Here is a 20610-nt window from a genome sequence, read left to right on the forward strand (position 1 = left end):
TGCTCACATGGCTGGAGCCGGACCGATCGTCGCCGACCTGCAGGCCGAGAGCGATGTGCTCGACGCACTGGTGGCCGACTTGCCCGGGCAGGGCTGGCAGACCGAAACACCTTCTCCGGGCTGGACCATCGCCCATCAGATCGCGCACCTGTGGTGGACCGACCGGACCTCCCTGCAGGCCGTCACCGACGAGGCCGCCTTCGCCGAGGTGCTGGCCGAGGCCGCCAAGGATCCGCTCGGGTTCGTCGACGCCGCCGCCGAGCGGCTGGCCACCACGGCGCCGGCCGAACTGCTGGCCGGCTGGCGCGCGGACCGGGCCCGGCTGCATCAGGCGTTGCTGAATGTGCCCGACGGCCGCAAGCTGCCGTGGTTCGGGCCGCCGATGAGTGCGGCGTCGATGGCGACAGCCCGGCTGATGGAGACCTGGGCGCACGGGCTGGACGTCGCCGACGCCCTCGGGGTCCACAGGGAACCGACGGCGCGGCTGCGCTCGATCGCGCACATCGGGGTGCGCACCCGCGATTTCGCCTTCACCGTGCACGGCCTGACCCCGCCCACCGCCCCGTTTCACGTGAAACTACAAGGGCCCCAAGGGGATTGGTGGACCTGGGGGCCTTCCGAGGCCGACCAGGTGGTGACCGGGCCCGCCGAGGATTTCTGCATGCTGGTCACCCAGCGCCGAGCCCCCGGCGATCTCGCGGTGACGGCCACCGGCGACGACGCCGCGACGTGGCTGACCATCGCCCAAGCCTTCGCCGGCCCGCCGGGAGCGGGACGCGGCTAGATCTCACCGGCCGTATCCGCGGCACCGTCGCCGTCGGAGTCGGTGAGTTTGACGTCCCATTTGCCGTCGCCGTCGCGGTCGGCGTAGGCGCTCTCCCCACCGAGCACACGATCCGCCAGCCCGTTCCCGTCGGTGTCGAGCAGGCGGTCATCGGCCTGCCCGTCGGCGTCGAAATCCACCAGCGGGCCGCCGGATTGCTCGATCCCGTCCAGACCGAACCAGCGCACCCGGCCCGCCCCGGCCGCGCCGTCTGCGGCCAGCAGCCACCGGCCCGACCCGTCGTCGGTGAAGTACGCCGCGTCCGCGCCACCGACGTCGTGCATGGCGCGCTCGGCCAGTCCGTCACGGTCCAGGTCGGCCAGCGCATCATCGAAGCGGCCGTCCCCGTCCAGATCGAGGCCTATCGCGTCGAGCACACCATCTCCGTCGGCATCGACGGCGGGCTCCGCGGTGAACATGGTCGCGCCGCCGTCACCGTCGGCCAAGCAGTAATCCATGCTTTTGAAGACGCATCAGCCGTGCTGGGCGTTCCACCATTTTCGGAGTTCGTCGATCGCCTCGTCGTGATCGAGCGGGCCACGGTCCAGGCGCAGCTCCTTGAGGTACCGCCAGGCCTGCCCGACCTGCGGCCCCGCCGGAATGCCGAGGATCTTCATGATCTCGTTGCCGTCCAGATCCGGGCGGACCCGTTGCAGGTCCTCGTTGGCGGCCAGCTCGGCGATCCGGTCCTCCAGATCGTCGTAATTGGCTTGCAGCCGTGCGGCTCTGCGCTTGTTCCGGGTCGTGCAGTCGGCACGCACAAGTTTGTTCAGCCGGGTCAGCAGCGGGCCGGCATCGGTGACATACCGGCGCACGGCCGAGTCGGTCCACCGGCCGGTACCCGCCGAATCGGCGTAGCCGTGGAACCGCAGATGCAGATACACCAGCTGCGACACGTCGTCGACCATCTGCTTGGAGTACTTCAGCGCGCGCATGCGTTTACGCGCCATCTTGGCGCCCACCACCTCGTGGTGATGAAAGCTCACCCCGCCGTCGGACTCGTGCCTGCGGGTGGCGGGCTTGCCGATGTCGTGCAGCAGCGCCGCCCAGCGCAGCACCAGATCGGGGCCGCTCTCGGGGTCCTCCAGATCCATGGCCTGGCGCAGCACCGTGAGCGAATGCCAGTACACATCCTTGTGCTGATGGTGCTCGTCGATGGCCATCCGCATCTCGCCGACCTCGGGCAGCACCACGTCGCCCAGCCCGGTCTGCACCATCAGGTCCACCCCGGCGACGGGGTCGGCGCCCAGCAGCAGCTTGTCCAGCTCGGCGGCGACCCGCTCGGCGGTGATCCGCTCCAGCTGTGGAGCCATGTCCAACAACGCCTCCAGCACCCGGGGCGCCACGGTGAAGCCGAGCTGGGAGACGAACCGCGCCGCCCGCAGCATCCGCAGCGGATCGTCCCCGAACGACACCTGTGGCGCCGACGGGGTGTCCAGCACCTTGGTGCGCAGGGCCGCCAGGCCGCCCAGCGGGTCACAGAATTCGGCCGGACCGTCCTCGGTGATCCGCACCGCCATCGCGTTGACCGTGAAGTCGCGGCGCACCAGGTCCTCTTCGAGGCTGTCCCCGAACCGCACCTGCGGGTTGCGCGTCACCTGGTCGTAGCTGTCGGACCGGAAGGTGGTGATCTCGAGGCGGTGCGGCCCTTTGCCGACCCCGATCGTGCCGAACTCGATACCGGTGTCCCACGTGGCGTCGCCCCAGCCACGCAGCAGTTTCTGCATCTGCGCGGGACGGGCGTCGGTGGTGAAGTCCAGATCGGTGTACACCCGGCCCAGCAGCGCGTCCCGCACGCTGCCCCCGACCAGGTACAACTCGTGGCCGGCGGCGGCGAACACCGCGCCGAGGTCGCCGAGCAGTTGCCGATACTCGCTCAGCGTGAGCCAGGCGCCGGCCAGTAGTTCGGCGTCGGCGGTGTCTGGAGTCGGGTCGTTCGGCACGTTCGGTGAGTCTAATGACGTCTACCGGCGCGGTAACGACCCGGCGACAGCCCGGCCACGACCGGGCCGGTGTGGCAAGAGCGCCACGTCGCGGCAACTACTATCGCTTGGGTGTCGGACGGCGAACAAGGCAAACCGCGACGGCGCCGAGGGCGCCGCCGCGGCCGCCGCGCTGCCGGTCCCCCGGTGCCGGCCACCGAGCAGTCCGCCAAGAACACCTCCCAGCCGTCCGCCGAGTCGAACGCCACCCCGGCGAAACCCGGCCAGAACCGGCAGCAACGCCCACCCCGGCACGCCCAGGAACGGCTGCGCACCGTGCACGAGACCTCGGCGGGTGGCCTGGTCATCGACGGCATCGACGGACCGAAGGAAACTCAGGTCGCCGCCCTCATCGGGCGGATCGACCGACGCGGCCGGATGCTCTGGTCGCTGCCCAAGGGACATATCGAGATGGGCGAGACCGCCGAACAGACCGCCATCCGCGAGGTCGCCGAGGAGACCGGGATCCAGGGCAGCGTGCTGGCCGCACTCGGCAGCATCGACTACTGGTTCGTCACCGAGGGGCGACGCGTGCACAAGACGGTGCACCATTACCTGATGCGTTTCCTGGGCGGCGAGCTCTCCGATGAGGATGTGGAGGTCACCGAGGTCGCATGGGTCCCGATCGGGGATCTGCCGGCCCGGCTGGCGTATGCCGACGAACGCCGGCTGGCCCAGGTCGCCGGCGAACTGATCGAGAAACTGCAGTCCGACGGTCCGGCGGCGCTGCCGCCGCTTCCGCACAGTTCCCCGCGACGCCGTCCGCAGACCCACTCGCACGCCCGGAACCGTCGCCAGGAGGACTCGCCCGGCCGGCGAGCGAACGGATGCGGGCAAGGCCCGTGAGTTCGGTGGCGGTCCATGTCCACGGGCCGCCGTCGCCACGCTCCCACCCGCCGGTCCGATTCCCCCGGTCGCTGCGCTCCTGCCCGCCGGTCCTCTTACGCTTCCTCGCCGCCGTCGCGGTGCTCCTGCTGTTCGCCGCTCCCGTCGTCTCGCCGCGCGCGGCGGCCGGTGAACCCCGGTCCGCGCAGTTCCTGCACCTGCAGATCGACCGGATCACCCCCGATATCGTCACGACCACCAGCGACGCGGTGGTCACCGTCGCGGGCACCGTGACCAATGTGGGCGACCGGCCGGTGCGCGATGTCGTGATCCGGCTCGAACACGCGGCCGGCGTGACGGCGGCGCCGGGCCTGCGCACCAATCTCTCCGGGAACCTGGACCAGTACGAACCCGTGGCCGACTTCATCACGGTGGCCCCCGAACTGGACCGCGGCCAGAAGGTGCCGTTCACGCTGTCCTATCCGGTGCGGGCCGACCGAGTGCCGTCGCTGCGCATCGACAGCCCCGGCGTGTACCCGGTGCTGGTGAACGTCAACGGCACCCCGGATTACGGCGAGCCGGCGCGCCTCGACGATGCCCGCTTCCTGCTGCCGGTGCTCGGCGTGCCCGCCGACCCGACGGATGCGGCCGGCGGTGACACCGCCGGTGCCTCCCCGTTGGGCGCGGTGGTCGCCCCGGACACCACCCGGCCGGTGGCCACCACGGTGCTGTGGCCGCTGGCCGACCGGCCCAGGCTGGCCGCCGGCATCCCGGGCGGCACCACACCGGTGCGGTTGCTGGACGACGACCTGGCCACCTCGCTGGCCCCCGGCGGCCGGCTGGACACCCTGCTGTCGGCGGCCGATTTCGCCACCAGCCCCGAGGTGGATCCCGACGGCACCGTGCGCACCGCACTGTGCCTGGCGGTCGATCCGGATCTGCTGGTGACCGTCAACGCGATGACGGCGGGCTACGTCGTGAGCACCACCCCCGACGGCGGCCTGAACGCACCATCGCAGCCCGGCACCGGCAAGGAGGCGGCCACGGACTGGCTGAACCGGCTCAAGGTGCTGGCCCAGCGCACCTGTGTGACGTCCACCGTCTACGCGCAGGCCGACCTGGACGCGTTGGCCCGGGTCGGCGACAGCCGGCTGAACACCGCCGCCACCGGTCTGGCCGCCGATATCGTCGACCAGATCCTCGGGGTGAAGACCGTCCGCGGGGCCACCGTCATCGGTGACGGCCCGCTGACCGACCGTGCGGTACAACTGCTCGCGGCCCAAGGCCCGACGGTCGCGATCGCCGCGGCACCGCTGAGCGCCGACGGTGACGGCACCGTGGCACTGGACGCCCGCCGCGACGCCCCGCAGGTGGTCACCGCCCCGTTCGACCCGATGCTGGCCGCCGCGCTGGCCGGTGCGGGCACAGATCCGCAGACGCCGACGTACGTGGACTCGTCGCTCACCATCCCGCTGAGCCACGACTCGCAGGTGGCGCGGCTGCAGGACGCGCTCGGTGCGGTGCTGTGGCGCGGTCTGCGTCCAGACCTCGAGCCGCGCACCCAGATCGTGATGCCCCCGCTGGCCTGGAATCTGCGGCCCGAGGAAGCCCAGGCGGTGTTCACCGCCATCTCCAGCTCCATCCGGGCCGGGCTAGCCGTACCCCGGCCGCTGCCTGCGCTGATCACCGAAACCGGGCTGGCCGCTCCCGCGCAGCCGTCCCGCTCGCCGGACATCGCCGGCAATCCGCGGGCCCGGTTCGACGACGACATCCTCTCCGGTATCGGCACCACGACCGCGAGACTGTGGGAGCTGACCTCGGCGCTGACCACCGACGAGCAGACCGGACTGACCGGCACCGGGTACACCGCACCGCTGCGCGAGGACATGCTCCGCGCGCTGAGCCAGACGGTTCCCGCGGACGCACGCAACGGTCTTGCCCAGCAACGACTTTCGACCGTCGAGCGGACACTCTCGGATCTGATGAGCGCGGTGACCATCGTGAATCCGGGTGGCTCGTACACGCTGGCCACCGAACGCAGCCCGCTACCGCTGGCGCTGCGCAACGACCTGCCGGTGCCCATCCGGGTGCGACTGCACATCGACACCCCACCCGGCATGACGGTGACCGATCCGGGCGAGATCGAACTGCCGCCGGGCTACCTGCCGCTGCGGGTGCCGATCGAGGTGCACTTCACCCAGCGGGTGGCCGTCGACGTCACGCTCAGTACCGCCGACGGAATGCCGCTGGGCGATCAGGTCCGGTTGTCGGTGCATTCCAACGCGTACGGGAAGGTGCTGTTCTTCATCACCCTCACCGGCGGGGCGATCCTGGCGCTGTTGGTCGGCCGGCGGCTCTGGCACCGGTTCCGCGGCCAGCCCGACCGGGCCGACCTGGTGCCACCGTCGCGGCCGGTCCGGGTGCACCGGCCCGACCCGCTGGACACCGCACTGGCCCACTCAGCGGACGACGACAGCCGATGAACATGTCCCAACGCGGGCCCGCCGCGCCGCAAGCGCAGCGCAGGGAGCTGTCGGACTCTGCGGTGGTGTCGCGGTCCTGGGGGATGGCGCTGGCCACCCTGATCAGCCGGATCACCGGCTTCTTCCGGATCGTGCTGCTGGCCGCCATCCTCGGCGCCGCGTTGTCCAGTTCGTTCACGGTGGCCAACCAGCTGCCCAACATGGTGGCGGCCCTGGTCCTGGAGGCGACGTTCACCGCCATCTTCGTCCCGGTGCTCGCCCGCGCCGAACACGATGACCCCGACGGCGGGACGGCCTTCGTGCGCCGCCTGGTCACCCTGGCCACCGCGCTGCTGCTGGTCACCACGATCGTCTCGGTGGCCGCGGCGCCGCTGCTCGTCGACCTCATGCTGGACAGCGACTCGCTGGTCGACCGGCCGCTGACCACCGCCTTCGCCTATCTGCTGCTGCCGCAGGTGATCTTTTACGGGCTGGCCTCGGTGTACATGGCAATCCTGAACACCCGCAACGTGTTCGGGCCGCCGGCGTGGGCGCCGGTGGTCAACAACGTCGTGGCCATCGTCACCCTCGGGGTGTATCTCCTGGTGCCCGGTGAACTGTCCCTGGACCCGGTGCGGATGGGCAACGCCAAACTGCTGGTGCTCGGTATCGGCACCACGCTCGGGGTGGTCGCGCAGATGACGGTGCTGTTGGTGGCGATCCGCCGCCAGCGGATCAGCCTGCGCCCGCTGTGGGGTATCGACGACCGGCTGAAGAGGTTCGGCACGATGGCCGCCGCGATGGTGCTCTACGTGCTGATCAGCCAGATCGGCCTCTTCGTCGGAAACCGGATTGCCAGCGCGGCCGCCGCATCCGGGCCGGCGATCTACAACTACACCTGGCTGGTGCTGCAGCTGCCGTTCGGGATGATCGGCGTCACGGTGCTGACGGTGGTGATGCCACGGCTGTCCCGCAACGCCGCCGCCGAGAACGGCCCCGCGATCCTGGCCGACCTGTCCCTGGCCACCCGGCTGACCATGATCACGCTGATTCCGATCGTCGCGTTCATGACCGTCACCGGCCCGGCGATCGGCACCGCCCTCTTCGCGTACGGCAATTTCGGCGAAACCGACGCCGGCTACCTCGGCATGGCCATCACCCTGTCGGCGTTCACGCTGATCCCGTACGCCCTGGTGCTGTTGCAGCTGCGGGTGTTCTACGCCAGGGAACAGCCGTGGATCCCGATCGTGCTGATCCTGGTGATCACCGCGGTCAAGATCGTGGCCTCGGTACTCGTCGGACATCTGGTGACCGACCCCGAATTGGTCGCCGGCTACCTCGGCCTGGCCAATGGGCTGGGCTTTCTGGCCGGCGCCACCGTCGGCCACCTCGTGCTGCGGGCCAACCTGGCTCCGCTGCTACCGCCCCGGTCCGGCGGCAGGCTGGTCAGCCTCGACGTCGTGCGCGCCATCCTGGTCACCATCACCGCGTCCCTCATCGCCGGCCTGGCCGCACACGTGGTGGATCGGCTGCTGGGTGTGGACAAGCTCACCGAACACGGCGGCGCCGCCGGATCGCTGCTGCGGCTGCTGATCCTCGGGGTCATCATGCTGCCGATCATCGTGGGCGTACTCCTGGCCGCGCGGGTGCCCGACGCCCAGGCCGCGCTGCGCGCGGTGCGGCGACGGCTGGGCCGCACCACGGCGCCGGCACCGGCGACCGGCGGTATCTCCCAGCGGCCGGTGCGTCCCGTCAATTACCCTGATCAGAGGAATCCGTACGCGGGGCAACCCCCCGCACCCCGTCCCATCCGGCCGCCCGCCTCCCGCCCACCGGGACCCCCGGCGGCGGCCGTCAGGACCCCAGCCCGGAAAGGACACCAGGTGGCCGACCAACCCGGTAGCGGGTTCACGCCAGGCGGTGAGGTACCGCCCGAGACGGGTACCGGCGCCGGTGCCACCACGCGGATCCCGCTGCCCACCACGGGATCGGATTCCCGGCCGCCCGTCGCGGGCGACCTGCAGCCCGACGTGCCCACCCGCCCGCCCGCCGACTACAGCAACGACCCGACCCGGGAGGCGTTGCCGTTCGACCCGCCGCGCGAACCCGCGATCGAGTCCGCCACCGGCGACGACGACGTGCACCTGATTCCCGGCGCGATCATCGCCGGTGGGCGCTACCGGCTGCTGGTCTTCCACGGCGGGCCGCCGCATCTGCAGTTCTGGCATGCGCTCGACACCGCGCTGGACCGGCAGGTCGCCCTGACCTTCATCGATCCCGACGGCCAGCTGTCCGACGGTGAGTTGCAGGACATCCTGACCCGCACGTCCAAGCTGAGCAAGGTCAACTCCCCCGGTATCGCCCAGATCCTGGATGTCGCCCGGACCGGCTCCGGTGGCCTGGTGGTCTCGGAATGGATCCGCGGCGGGTCGCTGGCCGAGGTCGCCGAGACCACTCCGTCACCGATCGGCGGGGCGCGCGCGATCCAGTCGTTGGCCGCTGCGGCCGAGGCCGCACACCGCAGCGGGGTCGCGCTGTCGATCGACGACCCGAGCCGGGTCCGGGTGAGTATCGAAGGCGACGTCGCGCTGGCCTTCCCCGCCACGCTGGCTGCCGCCACACCCGAAGACGACATCCGCGGAATCGGGGCGACCCTGTACGCGCTGCTGATCAACCGCTGGCCGCTGCCCGAGTCCGGGGTGCACAGCGGACTCGCGCCCGCCGACCTGGACAGTGCCGGCCAGCCGGTCGAACCCCGGTCGGTGGATCGCGACATCCCGTTCCAGATCTCGGCCGCCGCGGCCAGGGCCGTGCAGGAGGGTGGCGGCATCCGCAGCGCGCCCACCTTGCTGAACCTGCTGCAGCAGGCCACCGCGGTCGCCGACCGCACCGAATACATCGCTCCGGTCGAGGCGCCGGCAAGCCCCCGGCCGTTCAGTGCGGTGCGCTCGACCGACCCGGAGGCCCTGGCCCGGCGGCGCAAGGGCCTGATCGTCGGCCTGTCCGCGGCGGGCGTGATCGTGGTGATCGCGTTGATCGTGCTGGCGTCGGTGCTCAACCGGATCTTCGGGGATGTCGGCGGATCGCTGGACAAGGGCGATCTCGGGCTCAATGCCCCGGGTAGTTCGTCCAGTTCCGACGGCAGCGGCGATGTGGTCAAACCGGTGCGCGCCACGGTGTTCTCCCCCGAGGGCGAGGCCGACGCGCCGACGCTGGCCGGGCTGGCCATCGACGGCAACCCGGCGACCGTCTGGCCCAGCGACACCTATTCCGATCCGAATCCGTTCCCCAATTTCAAGAACGGCGTCGGCCTGATGTTGCAGCTGTCCCAGCCGGCCACGATCGGTTCGGTCACCGTGAACGTCACCAGCACCGGCACCGCGGTACAGATCCGGTCCGCGCAGTCGGCCACCCCGGCCAAGCTCGAGGACACCACCGTGCTGGCGCCGGCCACCCCGCTGAAGAAGGGGTCCAACACCATCACCGTCGAGAACGCATCCCCGACGTCCTATGTGCTGGTGTGGATCTCGACGCTGGGTACGGTCGACGGCAAGAACCGCGCCGATATCTCCGAAATCACCCTCAAAGCCAAGTCCTGACGAGGTTATCCCCAGCCTGTGCACACTGGATGTGCAGGTCAGAGGGTTTCTGCCACACGTGGCAGAAAGTGGTGTCCGGGATGGGCCCGCGGCGTCACTAGGGTTCGGCTGTGGGGAGTTTCGGGGGGAATTCTGGCCGGATGCGCACGGACGCGCAGTTGCTGGCGGCACATGTCGCGGGCGAACGGTTCGCGTTCGAGGAGCTGTTCATCCGCTACCAGCGGCCGCTGTACCGGCTGGCCCGGTTCACCACCCACAGCCCCGAAGATGCCGGCGACGCACTGCAGGACGCCATGTTGTCCGCGCACTGCGCGGCGGCGACGTTTCGGGACGGGTCGTCGGTGAGCAGCTGGCTGCACCGCATCGTGCTGAATGCCTGCCTGGACCGGCTGCGCCGGCGTAAGGCCCACCCCACCACACCGCTGAACGACGACGATTGGCCGGTCCGCGACGCCACCGCCCAGGTGGACACCGCGATCGTGGTGGAACGCGCGCTGATGAGGCTGCCTGTCGAGCAGCGCGCGGCGGTGGTGGCCGTCGACATGCAGGGCTTCTCGATCGCCGAGACGGCGCGCATGCTGGGCGTTGCCGAGGGCACCGTGAAGAGCCGGTGCGCCCGCGCCAGGGCCAAGTTGGCACGCCTTTTGGCGGAACGGGCCGTGCCGGTCGCGCAATGATGGAGCCGTGCAGAGTGCCAACCGCGGCGACGACCGGGTGCGTGAGGAACTGGCGGCGCTGGCCGCCGACCCGGATTCGGCGCCCGAGGTGCCCACTGCCGTCACCGCCCGGGTGCTGACCGCACTGCGGGCGGCCGGGCCGGCCCATGCCGACCGCCCGCTGCACTGGCGCAGGACCGCGCTGGCCTGTGGCGCCGCGGCGGCGCTGGCGGGTCTGGTCATCGGCGCGGTGACGTTGAGCACTCCGTCGTCGCCCGCCCGCAGCGCCGGACCGACGGCCGAGCAGATCACCGTCCCGCGGCGCCCGGCGACCATCCCCATGCCCATGCCCGACGGCGAGATCCTGGCCCTGCTGACCCGGCCCGCCGATCTCGGCGTGCTGGTCGATCCACAGCGCTGGTCGGCGTGCCTGAGCGGGCTCAGACGCGATCCGGGGGCCCCGGTGCTGGGCGCCCGCCCGGTCGCTGTGGGCGGGCGGCCCGCGGTGCTGGCGGTGTTCCCGGGGCGGCGCCCCGGACAGGTCGACGCCGTCCTGCTCGACGCGGGCTGTAGTGCCGCGCACACCACACCGCTGGCCGCGACGACACTGCCGCGCCCCTAGGAGACGGCGCCGCAGTACGGCCGGGAACACTGGGGCCTACCCTGATGTTTGAACTCACGCCGGTTTCACACGGCAGAAAGGCTTCGCACCCACGATGTCAAGCTCTCCGCAGATCCACGACGTGATCGTCATCGGCTCGGGCCCCGCCGGCTATACGGCCGCGGTGTACACCGCACGAGCACAACTGAAGCCTGTGGTGTTCGAAGGTATCCAGTTCGGCGGCGCCCTCATGACCACCACCGAGGTGGAGAACTACCCCGGTTTCCGCGAGGGCATCACCGGCCCGAACCTGATGGACGAGATGCGCGAGCAGGCGCTGCGGTTCGGGGCCGATCTGCGCATGGAGGACGTCGACGAGGTCGACCTGTCCGGCCCGGTCAAGAAGGTGACCGTGGGCGATGTCACGTATGAGGCGCGCGCGGTCATCCTCGCCATGGGCGCGGCGGCCCGCCAGCTGGGTGTGTCCGGTGAACAGGAGCGCATCGGCCTCGGGGTCAGCACCTGCGCCACCTGTGACGGCTTCTTCTTCCGCGACCAGGACATCGCCGTCATCGGCGGCGGTGACTCGGCGATGGAGGAGGCCACCTTCCTCACCCGGTTCGCCCGCAGCGTCACCCTGATCCACCGGCGCGAAGAGTTCCGCGCATCCAAGATCATGCTGGAGCGCGCCCAGGCCAACGAGAAGATCACCTTCCTGACCAACACCGCGGTCACCGAGATCGAAGGTGACCCGAAGGTCAGTGGAATTCGGTTGCGCGACACGGTAACCGGTGAGGAGTCCAAGCTCGCCGTGACCGGTGTCTTCGTGGCGATCGGTCACGACCCGCGCTCGGATCTGGTCCGGGGTCAGGTCGAGCTCGACGACGAGGGCTACGTCAAGGTGGCCGGCCGTAGCACCGCCACCTCGGTGGACGGGGTGTTCGCCGCGGGCGACCTGGTCGACCACACCTACCGGCAGGCCATCACCGCGGCCGGGTCGGGTTGTTCGGCAGCCATCGACACCGAACGTTGGTTGGCCGACAACGACTCTGCGGCAACCGTTTAACTTTCCCAACCCCGACCAGGAGGATCAGATGAGCGAAGATTCCACGACGAGCGCCGTCACCGACGCGTCGTTCAAACAGGACGTGCTGTCCAGCTCCACCCCGGTGCTGGTGGATTTCTGGGCCACCTGGTGCGGACCGTGCAAGATGGTCGCCCCGGTGCTCGAGGAGATCGCCAAGGAGAAGACCGGGGACCTGCGCGTGGTCAAGCTGGACGTGGACGCCAACCCAGAGACCGCCCGCGACTTCCAGGTGGTGTCGATTCCCACCTTGATCCTGTTCAAGGGCGGCGAGCCGGTGAAGCGTATCGTCGGCGCAAAGGGCAAGGCCGCCCTGCTCCGCGATCTCGCCGAGCACGTTTAACAGGTAACGCGCAGCCACACCCCGTGCCCGGAGTTTTCCGGATTTCCGTGCGTATCTGCGACAATGCTGTCAGCCCGTTCAGCAGTCGTCGGCACGTATCGACTGCAGCGCATCCGAAAGGCCAGGTATGTCGATACTGCGTCGAGGTGACCGCGGCGCGGCGGTCACCGAGATCAGAGCGGCCCTGGCAGCGCTGGGGATGCTGGAGAACCCCGACTCGGACCTGACCACGGGCAAGCACATCGCCCTGGACGTGTTCGACGATGAGCTGGATCACGCTGTCCGCGCTTTCCAGCAGCGCCGCGGCCTGCTCGTCGACGGGATGGTCGGTGAGGCCACCTTCCGGGCTTTGAAGGAGGCGTCCTATCAGCTGGGCGCCCGCACCCTGGCTCATCAGTTCGGCGCACCGATGTATGGCGACGACGTGGCCACGTTGCAGGCCCGGCTGCAGGACCTCGGTTTCTACACGGGTCTGGTCGACGGCCACTTCGGTCTGCAGACCCATAACGCCCTGATGTCCTACCAGCGCGAGTACGGCCTGTTCCCGGATGGGATCTGTGGCCCGGATACCTTGCGCTCCTTGTACTTTCTCGGTTCGCGCGTCACCGGTGGCTCACCGCACGCCATCCGTGAGGAGGAGTTGGTCCGGCGCTCGGGCCCGCAGCTGTCCGGAAAGCGGGTCATCATCGATCCGGGTCGCGGCGGCGATGACCATGGCCTGATCCTGCAGGGGCCCTCCGGGCCGATCAGCGAAGCAGACATCCTGTGGGACTTGGCAAGCCGGCTCGAGGGCCGGATGACGGCGATCGGGATGGACACCTTCCTGTCCCGGCCCGGCGGCCACAGCCCGTCGGACGCGGAGCGTGCGGCCACGGCCAACACGGTCGGCGCTGACCTGATGATCAGCCTGCGCTGCACCAGTCACGTCAGCCCGTCCGCCAGCGGTGTGGCGTCGTTCCACTTCGGCAACTCGCACGGCTCGGTGTCCACCATCGGACGCAATCTTGCCGACTTCATCCAGCGTGAAGTGGTGGCGCGCACCGGGTTACGCGATTGCCGTACCCATGGCCGGACCTGGGATCTGCTGCGCCTGACCCGGATGCCCACCGTCCAGGTCGATTTGGGCTACATCACCAACCCACACGATCGACAGTTGTTGGCCTCCAGCACCGCTCGCGACGCCATAGCCGAAGGTATGCTGGCCGCCGTCAAGCGGCTGTACCTGCTGGGCAAGAATGACCGCCCGACGGGCACTTTCACTTTCGCCGAGCTGTTGGCCCACGAACTGTCGGTCGAGCAGGCCGGCCGGGTCTCGCCCAGCTAGACCGTCAGCCGCACGGCATCGCGCCCACCGGCACCTGCATCTGCATCTGCGCGGACTCGAGCAGCCGTTCCAGCGCCGCCTCGACATCGGCCTTCCAGCCCAGTCCCTGTTCCAGCTCGAGGCGCAGCCGCGGCACATACGGGTGCGGGGCCACCACCTCGAAGCCGGCCTCGGCCAGCAGATCCACCGCGATGATGCATTGCTCTGTCGAGCAGTCCCCGATCACCTCGATCACCGGCAGTAGATCGTCCGGCACTGCGGCGGGGTCGATGTCGAGGATGGCCGGTGTCCGGCCGAACGCCTCCAGTGCCCGTACCCCGCGGCGGACCAGATCGGCGACCACGGCGGCGATCAATCCGCGCGGCAGTACACCGGACTCATCACCGGCGTCCACCCCCAGCGAGGTCAGCAACACGGCGTCCGCACTGACCGGGCCGGTGGGAAACCGGTGCGCCCGCGGGACCGCACGCGGTGGAGCATAGAAGGCGTATCCCAGGCATGCCGAGTCGCTGCGCAATTCTGCTTGCACGGTGTCCTGCTCGCCGGGGCCGGGCGCGCATTCGATCGCGAGCTGGCCGCATGATCCCCACTCCAGCATCACCATGGACAGCCAGGCTTCCTTCTCGAACTCCGGGTCGGCCAGATGATCGTCACCGCCGAGGGTGGACGGGTCCACCTCCCAGAACACGCACCGCCTCGCGTGCTTGGGCAATTGATCGAATGCCTCAAGCCGGAGCGGCGTGATTCGCGATGACACTTCGACCCCCGACTCTCACAAGTTCCCGGCGCACGATGACGCGGCCGACTGGGTTGCCCCTCCAGAATAGGAGAGCGCGCCTGGCACCGGCCGCTCAGGCCGGTTTTGCCGTGGCGATTCGGCTCCGCACCGAAAAGCCTTGTTACACATGGTGTTTCCCGAGGAAGCCGGCCATTGTGCGGTCTAGTGTCACAGTGACGTAATTCGCCGGTGTCCTAGGTCCTGGTCGTTCAGCGCACATTTCGGTCCATCACGACTTGGCGGCGTTCATCAGGTCGACGATCCGCTGCAGATCGTCCACCGACCCGAACTCGACGACGATCTTGCCTTTGCGCTTACCCAGACTGACCGTGACCCGGGTGTCGAAGGCCGTCGACAGCTTTTCGGCGACGTCTTGGAGCCCCGGCATCTGGATCGGTTTGCGCCGCGGTGACGGCGGCTCAGCGGGACCGTTCCGGTTGGCCAGCGTGACGGCCTCTTCGGTGGCCCGCACCGACAATCCCTCGGCGACGATCCGGGCGGCGAGCTCCTCCTGGCGCTCGGCGCCGCCTTCCAGGGCGAGCAACGCACGGGCGTGCCCGGCCGACAGGACGCCGGCGGCGACCCGGCGCTGGACCGCGATCGGCAGCCGCAGCAGTCGGATCATGTTCGAGATCAGCGGCCGGGACCGTCCGATCCGCACCGCGAGTTCGTCGTGTGTCACGTCGAACTCCTCGAGCAACTGCTGATACGCGGCCGCCTCTTCCAACGGATTCAGCTGGGCCCGGTGGATGTTCTCCAGCAACGCGTCGCGCAGCATGTCGCTGTCGGCGGTCTCCCGCACGATGGCGGGGATGGCGGTCAGCCCGGCTTCCTGCGAGGCACGCCAGCGCCGCTCCCCCATGACCAACTGGTAGCGCTCATCACCGGCGTCCGTACCGGGAACCACCCGGACCACGATCGGTTGCATGACGCCGAACTCTTTGATCGAGTGCACCATCTCGGCGAGTGCGTCCCCGTCGAACACCTGCCGCGGCTGGCGGGGGTTGGGTTCGATGAGCTTGGGGTCGATCTCGCGGTAGACCGCACCGAACTCGGAGGTGGCCGGCGGGGCGCTGGCCGGCGCACCGGTCGCGGGCCCGCCCATGAGCACGTCGGCGGCCGCACTACCGAGCTTGGTGCCCAGCGCGTCATCCTCGGCGGGGCCGGTCGGGATCAGTGACGCCAGTCCGCGTCCGAGCCCGGTGCGCTTCTTCGACGCCTGATTCATGCGCAGTCCACCTTCGGCTTCTCGCAGGGGTTCATGCCTGTCCCCTATTCTGCTCGACACCCGGTCCGCGCTGGGCGAGCTCACGACTGGCATCCATGTAGCTCATGGCACCCCGCGAACCCGGGTCATAGTCCAGGATGGTCATCCCGTATCCCGGTGCTTCGGACACTTTCACGCTGCGCGGGATGACGGTCTTCAAGACCTTCTCCCCGAAGTGCGCGCGGACATCCTCGGCCACCTGATCGGCCAGCCGGGTCCGTCCGTCGTACATGGTGAGGATGACCGTGGTGACGTCGAGATCCGGATTGAGGTGCGCCTTCACCATCTCGATATTGCGCAGCAACTGGCCCACCCCTTCCAGCGCGTAGTACTCGCACTGGATCGGGATCAACACCTCCGGCGCGGCGACGAGCGCGTTGATGGTGAGCAAGCCCAGCGAGGGCGGGCAGTCGATGAAGACATAGTCGAAGCTGTGCTGCTTGAGCTCGGCCAGGGCGGCGCGCAGCCGTCCCTCGCGGGCCACCATGCTGACGAGTTCGATCTCGGCGCCGGCCAGATCGATGGTCGCCGGTACGCAGAACAGCTGATCGTTGTGCGGGCTGCGTTGCAGCGCGGTGTGCAGCGGGATCTCCCCGATGAGCACTTCGTACGACGAAGGGGTGCCCTGCCTGTGCTCGATGCCGAGCGCGGTGCTGGCGTTGCCCTGCGGATCGAGATCGATCACCAAGGTTTGCAACCCCTGGCGAGCCAGTGCCGCGGCGATATTCACGGCGGTGGTCGTCTTGCCGACCCCGCCCTTCTGATTCGCGATGGTGAAGACGCGCTGACGCGACGGCTTGGGCAGGCCCGCCTCGCGATTGTGCAGAAGGCGGGTGGCGCGCTCGGCCTCCGCGGCGATGGGCGTATCCGCTGCGGGATCGCCCCGCCACGTGCCGGCACCTTCGGGCGTCCATGTTTCACGTGAAACATCGGGCCCGTCTGGTCGCTGAGCGGGTCCCGCTGTCATCGCTTCCTCCTGCTCGATCGCACCGATCGATCCGCTCGCTGGCCGCGCGTGGCTGCGACCACGGTTACGGGTGGATTCAAATAGTCCACGCCACATCTCACCACCCTTACGTCGGTGGCACCAAGCGAGCGCAAGGCCCGCTCGTGCTCATTGATTTCCTGCGCGGCCCGCTCGCCCTTGAGGGCCAGCATCCGTCCGCCGATCCGAAGCAGCGGCATGCTCCACCGGGTCAACTTGTCCAACGACGCGACCGCCCGTGATGTCACCGTGTCCAGCTCCCCCACCTCGTCCCGCACGCCCCGATCCTCCGCGCGGCCACGAACCACCGTCACATCCAAACCGAGTTCGGCGACGACGTCGCGCAGAAACTCGCTGCGCCGGAGCAGCGGCTCGACGAGCACCACATGGACGTCTGGCCGCGCTATGGCCAACGGTATACCCGGCAGCCCGGCACCACTGCCGATGTCCGCGACCCGCTCGCCCGCGTGCAGGAGTTCGGCCACGGCGCCACTGTTGAGGAGGTGCCGCTCCCACAACCGGTCCAACTCCGAGGGTCCGATCAGGCCCCACTCGATACCCGCCCCGGCGAGGATCTCCCCGTAGGCACGCGCCAGGTCAGCGCGCTCGCCAAAGCACAAGGCCGCCGACTGGGGAGCCGGACTCAGTTCGCCATGTTTCACGTGAAACATCCTCCGGATGACCCAGGCCGACGGCCCTGACAAAGTGGTACTGGAACTACATCCCTGTAATTCAGGCCGGTAGCACGACGACGCGGCGGGACGGCTCGGCGCCCTCGCTCTCGCTGCGCACACCGTCCACCGCGGCGACCGCGTCGTGCACGATCTTGCGTTCGAACGGCGTCATGGGGGCCAGCTCCTCGCGTTCGCCCGAAGCGACCACGCGGCGCGCCACCTTGTCGCCCAGCGCCGCCAGCTCGTCACGACGACGACGACGCCACCGCGCGATGTCCAGCATCAGCCTGCTGCGCTCACCGGTCTTCTGGTGCACGGCCAGCCGGGTCAGTTCCTGCAAGGCGTCGAGTACCTCACCCTTGCGGCCCACCAACTTGTTCAAGTCGGTGCCGCCGTCGATGCTCACCACCGCACGGTCACCTTCGACGTCCAGGTCGATATCGCCGTCGAAGTCCAGGAGGTCCAACAGCTCCTCCAGGTAGTCCCCCGCGATCTCACCCTCGGCGACCAAGCGCTCTTCCAGGTCCACCACGGGACCGGCACCGTCTTCGGGTGCGGTGATCTCCGTATCGGTCACGGCGATCTGGTCCTCGGTCCGCTCGGTGGTCTCGGCGTCAGTCATATCGTCTTCTCCTTACTCTGCGCGTCTGCTTCCGGGGATCGTTCACCCCAGTCGCTGTCGGCTTGGTCTTGTCAGCGCGACTAGCGCTTCGGCTTTCGGTTGGGGCGGGCGCCCGGGCGAGGGGTCTTGTTCGCCGCGCTGCCCCCGGTGGTGGTGTCCTCCACTTTGGAAGGCGAGTCCTCCACCGAATCCGGCACCATGTCTTCGACACCTTCGGACTCGGTCAGTTCCTTGGCCGGTCGCTTGGCCCTGTTCGGCTTCTTACCCGGGGCCGGGGCGTTCGCCGCTCGGCGGGCCAGCGCCTCCTGCTTCTTGGCCTCTTCTTCCTTCTCGATCTTGCCGAACACATAGTGCTGCTGACCGAAGGTCCAGATGTTGTTCGCAAGCCAGTACATGATGATGGCCAGGGGCAGGAACGGTCCACCGACCACAACGCCGAGCGGGAACACGTAGAGCGCGAGCTTGTTCATCATCGCGGTCTGCGGGTTGGCCGCGGCTTCCGGGCTTTGCCGGGCCACCGACGCACGGCTGTTGAAGTAGGTGGCGATGCCGGCCAGGATCATGATCGGCACACCGACCGCGATCACCGACACCCGGTTGAATTCGGTGAAAGCGTCCAGACCGGTGGTCTGGATCATCGTGGCACCCAGCGGTGCGCCGAAGAGGTTCGCGTCCAGGAAGTGCGCCACGTCGGACGGGCTGAAGACGTAGTTGCCGGTGGCCCGGTTCTGCTCGACGGTCAGATGGATCTGGCCGAATCCGCCCTGGGTCCGGTTGAATGAGCGGAGCACGTGGAACAGACCGAGGAACACCGGGATCTGCGCGAGCATGGGCAGGCAGCCCAGGATCGGGTTGAAGCCGTGTTCCTTCTGGAGCTTCTGCATCTCCAGCGCCATCTTCTGGCGGTCCTTGCCGTACTTCTTCTGCAGCGCCTTGATCTGCGGCTGCAACTCCTGCATCTGCCGCGTGGTGCGGATCTGCCGGACGAACGGTTTGTACAGGATGGCGCGCAGGGAGAACACCAGGAACATCACCGCCAGTGCCCAGGCGAAGAAGTTGGACGGGCCCAGTACCAAAGCGAACAGCTTGTACCAGACCCACATGATCGCCGACACCGGGTAATAGATGATGTCCAGGCTGAACCAGTTAAACAAGAGAATCGCTCCTGACGATTACCGCTGAGGTAGCCCCTGCGGCGTGCTCGCACCGCTCGGGGATCGGATCCCATCCGCCGCGATGCCATGGCCCACATTTGGCCAGCCGCACCACGGCCAACCATCCGCCGCGGATCAGGCCCCATTCGGTCAGGGCATCGACGGCGTACTCACTACAGGTCGGGGTGAAGCGGCAGGTGGGCAACCGCAGCGGTGACACCATCGTCCGGTACAGCTGGATGACGAAGACGAGGCTGCGCGCTGCCCACCCGGTCACCGTCGGGCTCCGGCCGCGCTACGGGTGTGTTTGAGTGCGGCCCGCAGTTCGGACTCGAGCCGAGCGGATATCGCGTCACGGCTGCCAGGCAACGCGCGGATCACCAGAAGGTCGCCGGCATCGAGTTCGGCCAGCAGCGTCCGGGCCACGTGGCGCAGCCGGCGTGACACCCGATGGCGTTGCACCGCGTTACCGACGGATTTAGAGACCACCAGTCCGATCTTGGGATCGTCCTGGCTTTGCGCGGAGTCGAGAAGGCCACCCGACCGACCGCGCAACGCATGCACGACCAGATCAGGCTGAACAGCCCTCACTCCTTGACGAACCGTGACACCGAAATCAGTTGACCGTGTCATTCGATTCGGGGCCGGAAGCACCGCCCTGAACCCTGATCGAATCAGGCAGTCAGAGAACGGCGACCTTTGCCGCGCCGCGCGGACACGATGGCGCGCCCGGCACGAGTACGCATGCGCAGACGGAAACCGTGCACACGGGCCCGGCGCCGGTTGTTCGGCTGAAAAGTCCGCTTGCCCTTGGCCACGGCTGTCTCTCCTTGTTACATATGGGACCACGACCTCACCGCCACGAGTGTTTCGTAGCGATGCGATCACGGCCACCGTTGGTAAGCTCGTCGATCTCATGTACTAACCGGCGCGGTACCTGGACACCCGGGTCGCAGCCGTATCGCCACGTGCGGGCGACTGCTCGAGGGTACTGACGAGATTTGCCTGGGTCAAACCTGCCGCCACCGCCCCCCGCCGCCGCCACCCCGCCCGCGGGAATGCCCGCCCGGAATGCCCTGTCAAATCACAAAAGTCACACCCGTCACCAACATTACGGCGCTGGCCAGGTACCTCCCGGCAATGTTGCAGAACGGTTGGCACTCGGAGAGAAAACTGTTAGCTTCTGGCAATGCCGTTTCGACACCGGGGCGGCGCCGGACACCAGAGCGAGGACGACCGCCGGCCGAGAGCCCACACGCCACAGCGCGCGTGACGAGCTCCGACACACGTTTTCCTCGCCCACCAACTAGCCACAACACAACGCGACCATCACGGCTGGCCACTCTCCACAGACTGTGGATAACTATGTGGACAGTTTGTCGTCGTCGCTCCTGGGCGACACCCAGGACAGCCGCAAGGGGGTAAGCGTCG

Annotated in this window: 20 protein-coding genes; 9 read left to right on the forward strand and 11 right to left on the reverse strand. The window is 68.7% G+C overall.

The annotated features are described in order from the left end of the window. The first annotated feature begins 7 nt into the window (after nucleotides 1–7). The gene (locus tag ACXPWS_RS31760) at nucleotides 8–784 is read left to right on the forward strand and encodes a TIGR03084 family metal-binding protein (RefSeq protein ID WP_458710457.1); all 777 of its coding nucleotides are present in this window, start codon (nucleotides 8–10) and stop codon (nucleotides 782–784) included. Here ACXPWS_RS31760 and ACXPWS_RS31765 read toward each other — a convergent pair. Both ACXPWS_RS31765 and ACXPWS_RS31770 read right to left on the reverse strand, forming a co-directional pair. Then, nucleotides 781–1281: a pullulanase gene (locus tag ACXPWS_RS31765; RefSeq protein WP_458710458.1), complete on the reverse strand. Its 501-nt coding sequence runs from the start codon at nucleotides 1279–1281 to the stop codon at nucleotides 781–783. The two genes, ACXPWS_RS31760 and ACXPWS_RS31765, sit on opposite strands and share 4 nt — an antisense overlap. Before the next feature lie 15 nt (nucleotides 1282–1296). Next, nucleotides 1297–2766: a CCA tRNA nucleotidyltransferase gene (locus ACXPWS_RS31770; RefSeq protein WP_458710459.1), complete on the reverse strand. Its 1470-nt coding sequence runs from the start codon at nucleotides 2764–2766 to the stop codon at nucleotides 1297–1299. Between the two features lie 111 nt (nucleotides 2767–2877). Here ACXPWS_RS31770 and ACXPWS_RS31775 point away from each other — a divergent pair, with 111 nt between their 5' ends. The 8 genes from ACXPWS_RS31775 (at nucleotide 2878) to ACXPWS_RS31810 (ending at nucleotide 13699) form a co-directional block, all read left to right on the forward strand. After that, nucleotides 2878–3651, forward strand: coding sequence for an NUDIX hydrolase (locus ACXPWS_RS31775; protein ID WP_458710460.1), 774 nt, complete (start codon nucleotides 2878–2880; stop codon nucleotides 3649–3651). A gap of 71 nt (nucleotides 3652–3722) precedes the next feature. Further along, complete coding sequence (locus ACXPWS_RS31780) at nucleotides 3723–6113, forward strand: DUF6049 family protein (RefSeq protein WP_458713771.1); 2391 nt, start codon at nucleotides 3723–3725, stop codon at nucleotides 6111–6113. Further along, nucleotides 6110–9691, forward strand: coding sequence for a murein biosynthesis integral membrane protein MurJ (gene murJ / locus ACXPWS_RS31785; protein ID WP_458710461.1), 3582 nt, complete (start codon nucleotides 6110–6112; stop codon nucleotides 9689–9691). Before ACXPWS_RS31780 ends, murJ begins: the two co-directional genes overlap by 4 nt. 140 nt (nucleotides 9692–9831) lie before the next feature. Further along, the gene (gene sigM, locus ACXPWS_RS31790) at nucleotides 9832–10368 is read left to right on the forward strand and encodes an RNA polymerase sigma factor SigM (protein WP_458710462.1); all 537 of its coding nucleotides are present in this window, start codon (nucleotides 9832–9834) and stop codon (nucleotides 10366–10368) included. 7 nt (nucleotides 10369–10375) lie between these two features. After that, entirely contained in the window at nucleotides 10376–10969 is a 594-nt protein-coding gene (locus tag ACXPWS_RS31795) for a hypothetical protein (RefSeq protein WP_458710463.1), read from the forward strand. 94 nt (nucleotides 10970–11063) lie between these two features. Then, a complete protein-coding gene (trxB, locus tag ACXPWS_RS31800) occupies nucleotides 11064–12014 on the forward strand; it encodes a thioredoxin-disulfide reductase (RefSeq protein WP_458710464.1) in 951 nt (316 codons plus the stop codon). A gap of 28 nt (nucleotides 12015–12042) precedes the next feature. Then, entirely contained in the window at nucleotides 12043–12375 is a 333-nt protein-coding gene (gene trxA, locus ACXPWS_RS31805) for a thioredoxin (RefSeq protein ID WP_458710465.1), read from the forward strand. A 127-nt stretch (nucleotides 12376–12502) separates the two neighbouring features. Continuing rightward, nucleotides 12503–13699: an N-acetylmuramoyl-L-alanine amidase gene (locus tag ACXPWS_RS31810; RefSeq protein ID WP_458710466.1), complete on the forward strand. Its 1197-nt coding sequence runs from the start codon at nucleotides 12503–12505 to the stop codon at nucleotides 13697–13699. 4 nt (nucleotides 13700–13703) lie between these two features. On the opposite strand, the gene ACXPWS_RS31815 is transcribed toward ACXPWS_RS31810, so the two are convergent. The 9 genes from ACXPWS_RS31815 to rpmH all read right to left on the reverse strand — a co-directional run bounded on the left by ACXPWS_RS31815 (nucleotide 13704) and on the right by rpmH (nucleotide 19997). Continuing rightward, on the reverse strand, nucleotides 13704–14456 hold the full coding sequence (locus ACXPWS_RS31815) for an acetyltransferase (protein ID WP_458710467.1): 753 nt from the start codon (nucleotides 14454–14456) through the stop codon (nucleotides 13704–13706). 250 nt (nucleotides 14457–14706) lie between these two features. Then, entirely contained in the window at nucleotides 14707–15705 is a 999-nt protein-coding gene (locus ACXPWS_RS31820) for a ParB/RepB/Spo0J family partition protein (protein ID WP_458710468.1), read from the reverse strand. 31 nt (nucleotides 15706–15736) lie between these two features. Further along, nucleotides 15737–16711 carry a ParA family protein gene (locus ACXPWS_RS31825; protein WP_458710469.1) on the reverse strand — a complete coding sequence of 325 codons (975 nt, stop codon included), beginning with the start codon at nucleotides 16709–16711 and terminating at the stop codon, nucleotides 15737–15739. Next, nucleotides 16708–17391 carry a 16S rRNA (guanine(527)-N(7))-methyltransferase RsmG gene (rsmG, locus tag ACXPWS_RS31830; protein WP_458710470.1) on the reverse strand — a complete coding sequence of 228 codons (684 nt, stop codon included), beginning with the start codon at nucleotides 17389–17391 and terminating at the stop codon, nucleotides 16708–16710. The genes ACXPWS_RS31825 and rsmG overlap by 4 nt, the downstream gene beginning before the upstream one ends. A 70-nt stretch (nucleotides 17392–17461) precedes the next feature. Beyond that, a complete protein-coding gene (locus tag ACXPWS_RS31835) occupies nucleotides 17462–18025 on the reverse strand; it encodes a Jag family protein (RefSeq protein ID WP_458710471.1) in 564 nt (187 codons plus the stop codon). Between the two features lie 80 nt (nucleotides 18026–18105). Further along, nucleotides 18106–19128 (reverse strand): membrane protein insertase YidC, encoded by a 1023-nt coding sequence (yidC, locus tag ACXPWS_RS31840; protein ID WP_458713772.1) that lies wholly within the window; start codon nucleotides 19126–19128, stop codon nucleotides 18106–18108. A gap of 43 nt (nucleotides 19129–19171) precedes the next feature. Further along, nucleotides 19172–19402 (reverse strand): membrane protein insertion efficiency factor YidD, encoded by a 231-nt coding sequence (gene yidD / locus ACXPWS_RS31845; RefSeq protein ID WP_458713773.1) that lies wholly within the window; start codon nucleotides 19400–19402, stop codon nucleotides 19172–19174. 50 nt (nucleotides 19403–19452) lie between these two features. Further along, nucleotides 19453–19833 (reverse strand): ribonuclease P protein component, encoded by a 381-nt coding sequence (gene rnpA / locus ACXPWS_RS31850; RefSeq protein WP_458710472.1) that lies wholly within the window; start codon nucleotides 19831–19833, stop codon nucleotides 19453–19455. A 20-nt stretch (nucleotides 19834–19853) separates the two neighbouring features. Further along, nucleotides 19854–19997, reverse strand: coding sequence for a 50S ribosomal protein L34 (gene rpmH, locus ACXPWS_RS31855; RefSeq protein ID WP_073695092.1), 144 nt, complete (start codon nucleotides 19995–19997; stop codon nucleotides 19854–19856). Nucleotides 19998–20610: the final 613 nt, after the last annotated feature.

It is taken from the genome of Mycobacterium sp. BMJ-28, from assembly GCF_054404835.1.